At 32.5% G+C, this 13,515-nt stretch carries 17 protein-coding genes; all 17 read left to right on the forward strand.

Going from position 1 to position 13,515, the window contains the following annotated elements; genetic code table 11:
• The first annotated feature begins 48 nt into the window (after positions 1 to 48).
• Positions 49 to 342 (forward strand): antibiotic biosynthesis monooxygenase family protein, encoded by a 294-nt coding sequence (locus COC46_RS00080; protein WP_098807746.1) that lies wholly within the window; start codon positions 49 to 51, stop codon positions 340 to 342.
• Positions 343 to 633: 291 nt separating this feature from the next.
• Complete coding sequence (locus COC46_RS00085; RefSeq protein WP_098807747.1) at positions 634 to 1,089, forward strand: hypothetical protein; 456 nt, start codon at positions 634 to 636, stop codon at positions 1,087 to 1,089.
• 237 nt (positions 1,090 to 1,326) lie between these two features.
• Positions 1,327 to 1,572, forward strand: coding sequence for a hypothetical protein (locus COC46_RS00090; RefSeq protein ID WP_098807748.1), 246 nt, complete (start codon positions 1,327 to 1,329; stop codon positions 1,570 to 1,572).
• A 639-nt stretch (positions 1,573 to 2,211) separates the two neighbouring features.
• A complete protein-coding gene (locus COC46_RS00095) occupies positions 2,212 to 2,880 on the forward strand; it encodes a Type 1 glutamine amidotransferase-like domain-containing protein (protein ID WP_098807749.1) in 669 nt (222 codons plus the stop codon).
• Between the two features lie 250 nt (positions 2,881 to 3,130).
• Positions 3,131 to 3,481: a hypothetical protein gene (locus tag COC46_RS00100; protein ID WP_098807750.1), complete on the forward strand. Its 351-nt coding sequence runs from the start codon at positions 3,131 to 3,133 to the stop codon at positions 3,479 to 3,481.
• A gap of 203 nt (positions 3,482 to 3,684) precedes the next feature.
• The gene (locus COC46_RS00105; RefSeq protein WP_098807751.1) at positions 3,685 to 4,386 is read left to right on the forward strand and encodes an adenine nucleotide alpha hydrolase family protein; all 702 of its coding nucleotides are present in this window, start codon (positions 3,685 to 3,687) and stop codon (positions 4,384 to 4,386) included.
• Positions 4,387 to 4,952: 566 nt separating this feature from the next.
• Entirely contained in the window at positions 4,953 to 5,861 is a 909-nt protein-coding gene (locus COC46_RS00110; protein WP_255294767.1) for an ATP phosphoribosyltransferase regulatory subunit, read from the forward strand.
• Positions 5,861 to 6,508, forward strand: a complete 648-nt coding sequence (gene hisG, locus COC46_RS00115) for an ATP phosphoribosyltransferase (RefSeq protein ID WP_098807753.1) — start codon at positions 5,861 to 5,863, stop codon at positions 6,506 to 6,508. Before COC46_RS00110 ends, hisG begins: the two co-directional genes overlap by 1 nt.
• Positions 6,489 to 7,775 carry a histidinol dehydrogenase gene (gene hisD / locus COC46_RS00120; RefSeq protein WP_369700000.1) on the forward strand — a complete coding sequence of 429 codons (1,287 nt, stop codon included), beginning with the start codon at positions 6,489 to 6,491 and terminating at the stop codon, positions 7,773 to 7,775. The genes hisG and hisD overlap by 20 nt, the downstream gene beginning before the upstream one ends.
• Entirely contained in the window at positions 7,772 to 8,350 is a 579-nt protein-coding gene (gene hisB, locus COC46_RS00125; protein ID WP_098807755.1) for an imidazoleglycerol-phosphate dehydratase HisB, read from the forward strand. Before hisD ends, hisB begins: the two co-directional genes overlap by 4 nt.
• A 1-nt stretch (position 8,351) precedes the next feature.
• Complete coding sequence (hisH, locus tag COC46_RS00130; protein ID WP_098807756.1) at positions 8,352 to 8,975, forward strand: imidazole glycerol phosphate synthase subunit HisH; 624 nt, start codon at positions 8,352 to 8,354, stop codon at positions 8,973 to 8,975.
• Positions 8,953 to 9,684, forward strand: coding sequence for a 1-(5-phosphoribosyl)-5-[(5-phosphoribosylamino)methylideneamino]imidazole-4-carboxamide isomerase (gene hisA / locus COC46_RS00135; RefSeq protein WP_098807757.1), 732 nt, complete (start codon positions 8,953 to 8,955; stop codon positions 9,682 to 9,684). The genes hisH and hisA overlap by 23 nt, the downstream gene beginning before the upstream one ends.
• Positions 9,654 to 10,412, forward strand: a complete 759-nt coding sequence (gene hisF, locus COC46_RS00140; protein ID WP_098807758.1) for an imidazole glycerol phosphate synthase subunit HisF — start codon at positions 9,654 to 9,656, stop codon at positions 10,410 to 10,412. Before hisA ends, hisF begins: the two co-directional genes overlap by 31 nt.
• 11 nt (positions 10,413 to 10,423) lie before the next feature.
• Positions 10,424 to 11,071 (forward strand): bifunctional phosphoribosyl-AMP cyclohydrolase/phosphoribosyl-ATP diphosphatase HisIE, encoded by a 648-nt coding sequence (gene hisIE, locus COC46_RS00145; RefSeq protein WP_098807759.1) that lies wholly within the window; start codon positions 10,424 to 10,426, stop codon positions 11,069 to 11,071.
• The gene (hisJ, locus tag COC46_RS00150; RefSeq protein WP_098807760.1) at positions 11,068 to 11,889 is read left to right on the forward strand and encodes a histidinol-phosphatase HisJ; all 822 of its coding nucleotides are present in this window, start codon (positions 11,068 to 11,070) and stop codon (positions 11,887 to 11,889) included. Before hisIE ends, hisJ begins: the two co-directional genes overlap by 4 nt.
• A gap of 619 nt (positions 11,890 to 12,508) precedes the next feature.
• Complete coding sequence (locus tag COC46_RS00155; protein WP_098807761.1) at positions 12,509 to 12,706, forward strand: hypothetical protein; 198 nt, start codon at positions 12,509 to 12,511, stop codon at positions 12,704 to 12,706.
• Between the two features lie 279 nt (positions 12,707 to 12,985).
• Positions 12,986 to 13,456 (forward strand): DinB family protein, encoded by a 471-nt coding sequence (locus COC46_RS00160; protein WP_098807762.1) that lies wholly within the window; start codon positions 12,986 to 12,988, stop codon positions 13,454 to 13,456.
• The last annotated feature ends 59 nt before the right edge of the window (positions 13,457 to 13,515 follow it).

The raw sequence follows: 13,515 nt of genomic DNA on the forward strand, positions 1-13,515 counted from the left end.
GGCGCTTAAAAAAGTAATATAGATTAACTTATGAAAAGGGGATTTTATATGATTTTGGAAGCCGTTATGCTACAAGTTAAGGAAGGTATGGAAGAGGACTATGAAGAAGCATTTCGTGGGGCTTCAGAAATAATTTCTTCAATGAAAGGCTACATATCTCATGAATTACAGCGTTGTATGGAAGTAAAGGGGAAATATTTACTACTAGTTCAATGGGAAACATTAGAAGACCATACAGTTGGATTTAGACAATCTAACGAGTATCAAGAATGGAAAAAGCAATTACATCATTTTTATGATCCATTTCCGACAGTTGAACATTTTAATAGGGTTAAACTTTAGTAAGTCTTATTCAACCAAAGCATGCTTAAGTTGAATAAAAAGATCGGCTGTTTAGTCGATTTTTTTATGTCACTAAACATGTTTCTATAAGTAGAGGGAGAACAGTTTAGTCGACTGGATCATGGTCCCACTGGCAGTTACGTTTTACCCTGGCTACTGTAATCATATTACCTATAAAAAATAGGTCAACCAGAAAATTCTGGCTAACCATATAATACGAAATGGTAGTTTAGTGGAATAAGCGTTTCTAATAATTTGGTATAATGAGTCTAACATTTATAGAGGTGAATTATGAAAAAATATGAAAAAATGCTAATTGGAATTAATGATGAAGAACTTAATTGTTTTACGAGTAAAGGAGATTGGCTATATATTTCAAATAAAAAAGATACAAAAAAAGGGCTTTTTACATTGCCGAGTGGTTTTCATTACTTTGTTTCTATAAACGAGAAGCGAATGCCATCTGAAATCGGAGTAGTAAAAAAAATTCCTAATGCTATTACTGCTAGAGAGCTGGCAGAACTAGAATATACAAGTAGAAAAAAAGATAAATCGCTAATTAATGATGATGAATTGAAAGAATATGAATGGTTTTTAGAAAAGATTAATGCTCAACCAGAACACACTCCTATGGGAACAACTTGGTTTGAAAGGATTTTTCCAAAAAAAGAAAAGGAATTGAGAGTACATAAGAAATTCTTTAGTGGTTTAAGTAAAGAAGAGAAAAAAGAACTATTTGTAGATTAATCTTATTAAACTAAAGCCAATTAGTTGAAGATAGATCACGAGTTGCTTGCAGCTCTTTTTTTTATTAAAGTATATGGCGGATTAGTTCAATAAGGAATGTTAAAATATGAATATAATTTTTAAACTATAAGGGTACGGGTAAAAAGGGATAAACAAATACAACTTCCTTTAACAGTAGAACTATTTAGAAGGATTGAAGTTATTAAAAACAAATAAAATAAGGAGGATAATTTTAATATGACAAGAGATGAGGCAAAACGAATCCTATTAGAAGAAGGATTAAAATATTATAACTGGTTTCATGAAAAAGATATCGGTTCAAATGTGGTTCTAATTTATAAAGAGGATACTAAGTGGGTTGTTTGTGCAACTGATGAGAGAGCTAGTATTGTAGAAACATCAATTGCCCATTATGGTAATGAAGAAGAGGCGTTAGATGATTTTATTAAAAGAGTAAGATTGGAAAAGATATTAAAGCTATGAATATAAAATGTAGAAAACTAATTCATGTGTTAGTTCAAGTATAGCAATGAAGTTCCAATATCTTCTTAAAAGCAGAGGAGAACATAATAATGAGTAAGATGACATTGAAACTAACAATTGAAAATAAAGAATAGTTTATTGAAGAAGATCAAAGGTATATTTTTGAATTTAAGTCAGGTTATGAACTAAATGATTCTGAAAATCTATACTGCAAATGTTTGGTAATTGATCTTTCACTTGCTCTTATAGATGATGATGGAAGTATTCGTTTCTATGTATTGGATGAAGAATCAGGTGAAGATTATCTAATTGCGCAAGAAGAACTTTTATCGATAATTAATATTAACTAATTGATCTTATGCAACTACCCATCCATTAGTTGAAGATCAAAAAATCCTTAATTGCAGTATTTTTTATTAAAGTAAATGGTAGAATAGATGAGCAAGGATTTATATAAGTTTTGTAGAATTGAAAAGTATAAGACAGAGTGAGCTTTACCTGTTATTCTAAAAGACAAATAAGCTGAACATCGGATAACAGTGATTCAATTGAAGTATTCTAATCATTCATAAAGCTATGAAGCTATTATAAAAGTATGAACAAATTTGACAGTACCAAACAAGGACAAGGAGTGAATTTATGAAATTTCTGCTTACATCTGGAGGCATCAATAACAAAAGTATACACGACGCGCTGGTTGACATGCTGGGCAAGCAAATAGCTGAATCCAATGCTCTGTGCATCCCCACTGCGATGTATGGACATCCTTGGGTTGGCCCTGGCGTCAAAGCCTGGCAGTTCATCACTGGGAAAGAAGAGAATCCCATGGTCAGCCTCGGTTGGAAGTCAGTCGGCGTGTTGGAGCTCACAGCTTTGCCTAGCATCGACGAAAACCGCTGGATACCACTGGTTCAGGAGACAGATGTACTGTTGGTGTCAGGCGGCGACGCCCTTTACTTGTGTCACTGGATGCGTCAATCCGGTCTGGCAGACCTTTTACCGTCACTGAACTCAGTCTATGTTGGAATGAGTGCTGGAAGTATGGTGATGGCACCTAAAATAGGGGAATACTTCGTTGGCTGGACTCCTCCAGAGGGTGGCGACGAAACACTGGGACTGGTTGATTTCTCAATCTTTCCGCACCTGGGTCACGAGATGCTACCGGGAAATACCATGGCTGCCGCAGAGAGATGGGCAGCCGAAATGCAGGGACCTGCGTATGCGATTGACGATCAAACCGCAATCAAAGTAATTGAAGGAGCGGTAGAAGTTTTATCCGAAGGGCACTGGAAGCTGTTTACACCTTGATCATTTTATACGCCCTTTTTCTTGATATAATCTCATGGGATAGTGTGATAATTTGAAAATGGATAGAAACTTAATGGCACGATTCTTCAATATAGAAGAATCGTTTTTCATTCTCTACTAAAGGGAGCATTGTTGAATCACTCTATTAAACTAATTGTTATTTTATAGAAAAAATTAATGCGATAAAATAGAAGAGCCATCTTTAACGTTAAGAAGTTTTTATCGGAATGAGGTGGAGTCATTAATTTTAGTGAGTTCTAGTTTAGCTGGGTTAGAAGTTAAAGTACATTTAGAAAAATTGTTAAAAGAATTTAAACCGCTAGTAGCTAAGAAAAATTTAAATTTTGAGGGTGAGTTCGCTATTGATGGCAATGACCCTTTTAAACCTGGATACAGTTCCTCTGTTAATATTGTAATGATTGAAGAAAATGGGGAACTAATTGATTTACATATTATTAAAATATGGGAATGTGAACGTACACTTTTAGGTATGCCCATTACCAAGAACCTCCCTGGAAGCAAGATTATTGGAAGTATACTAGATGAATCATTAGAAGAAGTTGAGAAGGAATTACAGGATTATTTGAAGCTAACATTCTGATTGAACTAACGCACTGCGTTTCGTTGCATTAACTTTAGAAATTTATTAATACAGTAGCTTCTCTTTTAACAATGTATAAGAAGTATTTCAAAATAAAAAAGAGTAATATTTTAATACAGTTTAAACTCCATAGAACATTAAATGATATAATAAATAATACAAAAATTTAAAATAAATAACTTACTTTCTACTGGAGCATGAAAATGAAAAAAGTATTATTGTTTAGTTTGGCTTTAATCCTAATATCTTTTGGTTGTGAAAATCGTAAGAATCATTCATTAGATACTTCTAAATTAAAAAAGATTGAGCAACCAAATCTTACAAAAGAACAAAGAAAGATGATTCCAATCACTTATGAAGCCTCTTCGCTAGAAGAAGGTTTAAATGCGCTTCCTTTTAAATTGAAGATTCCTAAAAAATTGCCTTTTAAAGTTGAACCTAGTGAATCAATAGAAATTGATGATTATAATCATAATGGTAGGAATTTGGGCGTACGTTATAGTTTTTCTAATATTGACAATTCCAAGCTTTTTGTAATTTATGTGTCAATTTATAATTATAAACATGAACCTGAATCTACTGTTGAGATTGATGAAGGTGGAGAACTACTTGATCCTGGTGTTGATGAATCTGAGGAGCTTGTAGAACTTGATCCTGATGTTGAGTCTAATAAACCTGAAGAAATTGTTCAATTAAAAGAAGGAATTAGTGGTACATATACTGGGAATACAACTTTAGGAGTTTCATATGAACTTGGTAAATCTCAAGGGGTTGGCAATCTAATCGAAAATACACTTATTTTTGAAAAAAGTGGTATTTATTATGAACTTACCTTTGTTGCAAATTTTGGTACTTCTAAAATAATTAAACAATATGTCAATAATATTGCAAACCAGATGTTGTAATATAACAAAATGAAATGCTTTCTTGGTAAGTATTAAATTGCGTTTTACTGTAAATTTTTTTTTAGCTAATTTGATTTATATCTAATTAGTAGAACAGAAAAATAATAGATTCAGATGACACAATTTTCTAATTTAACATCTATCTAATTAGAAGATAATTGAATTTACTATGATGTTCAAGGGTATAAATGTACGTTCATTCTTTATTTTGAAATAAGTATGAAAAAAGTTAGTTTAGTTTAATAGATTAAATAAATTAAATTTTTGCAATGTAAACCCTTACAAAATTTTAATTTTTCAAAAGGCATTGACAACTTATTGCAAATTCATTAAGATGAATAAAAATAAAACGAAAAAGGAGACATGAACATGTTTTTTGCACGCACGAATAATGGGCTACAACATCATCATCCACCCAGGGTTTGAATCTATGGACAAAAATTGACCGTAGATGCAAGCCCTATTCGTGTATCGAAGAAGGTGCTTGTGTCGTGCCAGAAGGCCATACAGGCATTTAACCTGTATGGCCTTTTTGTTTTTCTAGAAGGGGGAAAGTTCGATTGGATGTGAAATTAAAGCAGTCACTCATTAATTATCGATATAAAAGAAAAATGGAAGATTATGCATTAGAGCGGGGATATATTCCTTTTCATCCACAGCTATTTGAAGAGTATGATTCATTCTCTAGTCGAAACCCAAGGTTAGCAAGAGAAGATTTAGTTGTAGTTTTAACAAGGTTACAGCAAATTTTATTGTTAAGGCCAGACTTAACGAGTGCATTGATGAAAGAAATTTATCCGATTGCGCTAAAGGATGAAAAATGTAAAGTATTTTATCAATCAACAATCTATCGAAATAATGGATTAGAAATTGAAGAAATTAATCAATTTGGTATTGAAAATTTAGGGCAAATTTGTGAAGCAACAGAAATAGAAGTACTTATTATGGCAATTGATTTACTAAGTAAAGTTCCATTTATTTTAGAAATTGGTCATACAGGATTTATAGAAGGGTTATTTAAAGAATGTAATTTAACTGAGGCGCAAAAAACAAATTTGAAAAAGTTAATCTACTTAAAAAACATAGATGAATTAGAACGATTCATTCAGGCAATTAATCTACCATTACAAGCTAGAAATGTTTTTGAACAATTATTTAGTTTACAAGGTAAAGGGGAAAAACTTCATTCTTTACTTAGAAGCTTAGTGTTAAATGATGAAATGCAGAGTGCAGTAGAAAATGTAATTAAATATCAAGAAATTAGTCCGAATGTTCTTATCGACTTATCAATCGTCAATGAATTTGATTATTATAACGGAATCGTTTTTAAAGGGTATTATGATCAGTTAAATAAAGAGGTTCTGAGTGGAGGACGCTATCTTCTTATGTCTGAAGATTCGGAAAATGAAATTGATGCAATCGGGTTTTCAATTGATACAAATGCATGGATTACATGTCAAATGAGGGATGAATAATGAATTGGCTAACAGTTGCAGTTGCAAAAGGAAGACTAGAGGATGAAGTTATTAAAATATTAAGTCAAGCAGGTTATAGAAAAGTAATTGATTCTAAAACAAGAAAACTGATTTTTGAAGATGATTTACATAAAATTAAATATTTAGTAGTTAAGCCCGTAGACGTTGCTACATATGTTGAACGTGGCGTATGCGATCTTGGTTTTGTTGGAAAAGACATTCTGTTAGAACAAGAGAAAGATGTATATGAGTTAATGGATTTAGAACTTGGGAAATGTATCTTTGCAGCAGCTGGGTTTCCAGGCACATTAATTGATCGAGGAGAAGAAACATTAAGAATCGCGACGAAATATCCAAATATTACTTCGAAGTATTTTCAAAATAGGCAAAATATTGAACTTATTTGTTTGAATGGCTCAGTTGAATTGGCACCAATTGTAGGAATGTCCGATATTATTGTTGACTTAGTTGAAACGGGAAGCACGTTAAAGGCAAATGGATTAGTCATCTTAGAAGAAATGATTCCGATTAGTGCCAGAGTTATTTCAAATCGTGTTAGTTATCGATTTAACTATTTTCGAATTACAGAGTTTTTAGAAAAAATTAAGAAGGGAAAGAACATATATGCTGGAAATATTATCGATTAATCAAAAAAGCAATCAACTTGAAAAGATAATAAATCGAACAAATTTATCTACTGCTGAAATCACAAAAAGCGTTGAAAAAATCTTATTAAATGTAAAAGAAAATGGTGATGATGCTGTACGGAGGTACTCTTTAATTTATGATGAAGTCAAACTAAATTGCTTTGAAGTAAGTGAAGATGAATTTAATGAAGCGCTAGATCAAACTGATGAAAAATTAGTAAATGCATTAACTGAAGCAAAGAAAAACATTGAAAGATACCACGAAAAGCAACTTCAAGATGGCTATAAAATAAATGATAAAAATTCATATGTCCAGCAATTAATTCATCCGATTGAAAAAGTTGGTGTATATATACCGGCTGGTAAAGCAGCTTACCCATCAACCGTTTTAATGAATGTCATTCCTGCAAAAATAGCGGGAGTGAATGAAATTGTGATCGTAACTCCACCGAATAAAGAGGGGAAAATTAAACCGTCAATTTTAATAGCAGCGAAATTAGCTGGTGTGACAAAAGTATTAAAAATTGGTGGAGCACAAGCAATTGGCGCTTTAGCTTATGGAACCGAAACAATTGAAAAAGTAGATAAAATAGTTGGTCCCGGAAATATTTATGTGGCTCTTGCTAAGAAAAGTGTTTCAGGAATCGTTGGAATTGATATGATCGCAGGTCCAACTGAAGTAGTCATTTTAGCAGATGAAACAGCTAATCCAAGATTTATTGCTGCCGATTTAATGGCACAGGCTGAGCATGATGAAATGGCATCTAGTATTGTTATCACGAATTCAGAAGAGTTTGCACTAAAAATACAGCAAGAAATACCTAATTTATTAGAAGAACAACCAAGAAAAGAAATTATTAAAAGTTCATTTGAAAATTATGGAGCAATTATTGTCGTAAAAACAATTGATGAAGGAATTGAGCTAGTTAATAAGTTAGCACCTGAACATTTGGAAGTAATGCTAAAAAATCCGGAGTCGATCGTTCATAAAATTAAAAATGCTGGTGCTATTTTCTTAGGAGATTATACACCTGAGCCTGTAGGGGATTATTTTGCTGGCACGAACCATACATTGCCAACTTGCGGAACTGCAAGATTTACATCTCCTTTAAATGTAAATGATTTTCAAAAGAAAACATCAGTCGTTTATTACAATAAAGTAGCCTTAAGTGAGGCAAGGAAACATATTGAAGTTATTGCAGAAGAAGAAGGATTATTCGGACATGGAAAAGCAATTAGTATTCGATTTGAGGGGGAGTCAGAATGAGAACTGCAGTGATAACAAGACAAACAAATGAAACAAATATTAGTTTGACATTAAATTTAGATGGCGATGGAGAAAGTAATATTCAGACTGGCATTGGGTTTTTAGATCATATGTTAACCTTATTTTCATTCCATAGCGGCATAAATTTAGAGGTATTTTGTGAAGGTGATCTTGAAGTTGATGATCATCACACAACTGAAGATGTTGGCATTGCACTAGGTAAAGCATTATTAAATGCACTGGGCGAAAAAATTGGGATTAATCGCTACGGTTCTTACTATATTCCAATGGATGAGACACTAGCAAGAGTTGTAGTTGATTTTAGTGGAAGACCGTATCTTGTTTATAATGATCGTACAATAAGAGAGCGAATTGGAACGATTGATACACAAAATTTTAAAGAATTTTTTAAGTCACTTAGCTCTGAAGCTAGAATGAATTGTCATATGGAAGTTTTATATGGAGAAAATGATCATCATAAAATTGAAGCTTTATTTAAAGCGTTCGGCAGAGCGGTTAAACAAGCGGTAGAAGTAACTTCGACAAAGTTACCTTCCACGAAAGGAATGTTATAAAGTGAATATTATTATTGATTATGGCGTAGGTAATTTAAATTCATTAAAAAGAGCATGTGAAGAAATTGATTTTCCAGTAGTGATTAGTAATGACATTGAGGTTATAAAGCAAGCTAAGTCTATTATTCTACCAGGTGTTGGAGCATTTGAAGCGGCAATGAACGAATTAAAATCACTTAGTTTAGTAGATATGATAAAGTCTAAAGCAAAAAGTGGTACACCGATTTTAGGGATTTGCTTAGGGATGCAATTACTTTATGAATTTAGTGAAGAAAACTCTGGTACAAATGGTCTTGGCTTAATTCAAGGACAGGTAAAACAAATTCCCGATATTGTAAAAGTTCCACATATGGGCTGGAATAAACTAAATTTTACTAAACAGGACTCATTTTTAAAGTATGTAAATGAAGGTGAATATGTCTATTTTGTACACTCATTTTATGTGAGCTCAACAAATAATGAACTTTTAGCTTATTCCGAATATGGGGTTAAGATTCCAGCAATTATAAAATCTGATAATATTTACGGAATGCAATTTCACCCTGAAAAAAGTGCGGAAACAGGTCTAAATTTATTAAAAGCTTTTAAGGAGATGTGTTTATATGAATCTATATCCAGCAATTGATTTGAAGGATGGTAATTGTGTTCGTCTAGAGCAAGGCAATTTTAATAAGAAAGTAGTTTATAAGAGCTCACCCCTTGAGATGGCGTTAGATTTTGAAAAAGCAGGCGCAAAAGTATTGCATATTGTTGATTTAGATGGTGCAAGAACAGGCGAACGGAAGAATGCTCCAATCATAAGTGAAATTGTTCAAAATACGAAATTAAACATTCAGTTAGGTGGTGGTATAAGGTCACTTGAATCAATTTCGTTCTGGTTAGAATTAGGAGTTGAACGAGTAATTTTAGGAACAGCTGCGATTAATGATAGACAACTTTTAGAACAAGCTATTCTAACATACGGAGATCGAATCATCGTAGGTGTAGATGCTAAAAACAGTTATGTCGCTATAAATGGTTGGGAAGAATCAACTAATCAAGATAGCTTTGAATTTTGTAAACAGTTAGAACTATTAGGGGTGAAAACAGTCGTATACACTGACATAGCAAAGGATGGCATGTTAAGTGGACCTAATATTGAAGCGTATAAAAGATTAGCTGAAGAAACAAATTTAAATATTATCGCTTCAGGTGGGGTGAGTTCTATCAATGATCTACTATCACTTCGCTGGTTAAATTTATATGGTGCGATCTCAGGTAAAGCATTGTATGAAGGCAAATTTACTGTAGAGGAGGCACTTAAATGCTTGCAAGAAGAATTATACCGTGCTTAGACGTTCGTAATGGTCGTGTCGTAAAAGGAAAACAATTTTCTAGTATTCAAGATGTTGATTCACCTACGAAGCTAGGAAAATATTATAGTGATAATGGGGCTGATGAGCTAGTATTTTATGATATTACAGCTTCAAATGAAGAAAGAGATATATCAATGCAATTCGTGTCCGAAGTTGCGAAAGAATTGCGCATTCCTTTTAGTGTTGGTGGTGGAGTACGTTCCATAGATGATTTTACAAAACTTTTAAGAAATGGAGCCGATAAAGTATCCATCAATTCAGCCGCAATCGTAAATCCGAATTTAATTAAAGAAGCTTCTGAACGTTTTGGATCACAATGTGTTGTACTTTCAATTGATGCAAAGTTAAATACAAATGGCCAATATAAAGTGTTTATAAATGGTGGGCGTAAAGAAACAGAGTGGGACGCGATTGAATGGGCAAAGAAGGGCGTGGAACTCGGAGCGGGTGAGCTTGTTTTAAATAGTATTGATGAAGATGGTATGAAAAGAGGGTTTGATATCGGATTGCTTCAAAAGGTTACAAATGCAGTGAATGTTCCCGTGATCGCATCTGGTGGAGCTGGTAAACTAGAACACTTTTATGATGCTATTGAATATGCAAATGTCGATGGCGTTTTAGCCGCTTCAGTATTCCATTTTGGAGAAATCAAAATTAGTGAACTAAAAGACTATTTAAATGAAAAAAATATCCCAGTGCGACTATAGGAGGAGAAAACATGTTTTTTGATAAAGAAAAGATTCGATATATTGAACAAGGATTAGTACCAGCAATTGTTCAAGATGTTAATACGAAAGAAGTCTTAATGCTAGCATATATGAATTATGAATCAATTAATCTCACAATAGAAACAGGATTTGCAACATTTTATAGCAGAAGTCGCAAATCAATTTGGAAAAAAGGAGAAACATCGGGAAATCTTCAATATGTAAAATCAATTTCATACGATTGTGACCAAGATTCAATTTTACTGCAAGTTGAGCAAGTAGGTGTTGCTTGCCATACAGGAAGCTATAGTTGTTTTTCTGAAAAATTACCTTTAATGGCTGAAACAAGTGTTGTTAGCAAGAAAACTGCAAGCTATTTACCAAATCTTTATGAAACAATTCTTGATCGAAAAAATAATCCGATTGATGGTTCTTATACTACATATTTATTCAATCAAGGAATTGATAAGATATTGAAAAAAATAGGTGAAGAATCAAGCGAAGTAATCATTGGAGCTAAAAATGAAGGAACAGAAGAATTAATTTATGAAATTAGTGATCTTGTTTATCACACAATTGTCTTAATGGTAGAAAAGGGCATTAAGCTTGAAGAAATAAACAATAGCTTAATCAATCGGAAGGAGAAAGTAAATTCTTGAAGATAGATGGACACACTCATACACAATATTGTCCGCATGGTAGTGGTGATGACGTACAATTAATGATTGAGAAAGCTATTGAACTTGGTTTCGATGAATACCATATTACAGAGCATACACCAGTACCGTCATCATTTCAAAATGCCTTAAAGCCAGATGAAGCAGTTGCCTCACTTTCAATGTCTGAAAATGATGTGGACGATTATATTAAGCAAATGTATAAAGTAAGGGATCGATACAAAGACCGAATTCGAATAAAAATTGGATTTGAATACGATTATTTACCAAGTGATTCAAAATGGTTTAAACAATTTTTAAAGGAATACGGTAAATATTGTGATACGGGACTATTGTCAGTTCATTATTTGGAAGGAATTGGTGGGTGGCATTGTATAGATTATAAAGCTGAAGATACTCTTTATGGATTAGTAAACTACTATGGAAGTACAGAAGCATTTCAGCTTGCCTATTACGATACTGTGAAACAATCAATTTTAGATGATATGGGTCCGTTTAAACCAACACGAATCGGACATATGACTTTATGTAATAAGTTTATGCAATTTTTAAATTGTGAAGATACCGAAAAAATAATAAATAAACAAATTGAAGTATTAAAGCTAGTAAAAGAAAAAAATTATATTTTAGATTATAATACAGCAGGCCTATTTAAAGAGTATTGTGGTGAAACCTATCCACCAAAACATGTAGTTGAAATTGCAAATACATTAAATATCCAATTGATGTATGGTTCAGATTCTCATGGTGTAAAAGATATTGGAAGAGGATATGAAGATTATGTATCTACTGTAAAATGATATTGCTCTGACGATAAATTGATATAATTTATCGTCAGAATTTTGAAAAAAGTTTATGAGTAAGATAGTATTTTCCCCTGTTATGAGTAAGAAAAAAACAAGAATTAGCTTAATTAGTAACTCATGCCCCCGTTATGAGTAAGAAAACATCGAGAATTAGCATAATTATAAACTCATGAGGCGGTTATGAGTAAGAAAACATCGAGAATTAGCATAATTATTAACTCATGAGCCGGTTATGAGTAAGGAAATAACAAGAATTAGCATAATTACTAACTCATGAACCTGTTATGAGTAAGAAAACATCAAGAATTAGCATAATTATTAACTCATGCCCCCGTTATGAGTAAGAAAAAATCAGAAATAGCCTAAGAATTAACTCATGCCCCCCTGTTATGAGTAAGAAAATAACAAGATCATGCATTTTTACCCTACATAAACCCTACATGATTACTTCAATTCATTTTTCAATATTGACTGAGTCATTATTTTGCCTGCCAAAGTGTTTTATTAAAAATGTTGAAATTCCCCCAAATTACAAATAACAATCGATATTGTATAATTAAGTAGAAATTGGAAAATTTTACAAACTAATCCTATAAGTTAAAGGAGCAATTGTATGTCGAATATACTTTGGGTAATCTTAGGGGCTTTAATAATGAGTACGATTGATTATTTGATGTTTCATTTTGGGGCTGTTAAAAATGAGAATCAAAGATGGGAATGGTTTGATAAACGTACAAAGATTCAAAAAATTAGTGTGCTTTCTGCCGTTTTTATAGTTTTTTTTGTACTTCACTTTGTAACGAATAGTTAAAGCTACTAAAAGAGTCCTGGTTGTGACTCTTTTTCGTATTTAACATAGAATTGTTAACGTTTCTAAAAGAATGCTTCAAAATCACATTTGCGGATGGTAAAAAGAAAAGGAAAGAGCGTCTCAACGTTGAATAGATTAACAGTGGTTATCACAATTTGAATCAAAAATCTTAATTTAGATCAAATTTAGTACTAATTGTTTAAAGTATGGTTAATCGTCATGAGGAGATTCTACAGGAGTAATTTTCTTAGAGTATTCAAGTTTAAGGAGGGGTAGACTTTGAATCAAAAAGATTTGATTTTAAACGTATTAGATAAAACGTATGAGAAGGAAAGTTGGTTTGCTCCATTAAAAAATGCAATTGAGGGAATTACAGTCGAACAAGCTAACTGGAAACCAACAGGAGAAGCAACTAAATCGATTTGGGAAAATGTAAATCACATCCTTTATTACATGGAGAGGCTTGTAGTAAATATGGAAGGAAATAAATGGTCAAATAATCTAGATGGTGATGAAACTTTTAATTTTACTGAGCAGTTTAATGATGAAAACGAATGGGGAAAAGTAGTTGAACGTTTGGAAAATGCACATTTAAGCTTAAGAAAGCTATTGAGTAATGCTACGGAAGTAGAACTAAATAGAGATTCTTTCGATGCGAAACTAATGGATGTATTACTCCATGAAGCTTATCATACGGGTCAAATTATTCAAATTAGAAAAATGCAAGGATCGTGGCCATCACATCGTTAATTTAAAAATGAAATGTCTCATACATATCAACATTTAAAATTCAACACTCTAAGACAGTT

The organism is Bacillus sp. AFS041924 (assembly GCF_002577195.1).
Taxonomy (GTDB): Bacteria; Bacillota; Bacilli; order Bacillales; family Bacillaceae_G; genus Gottfriedia.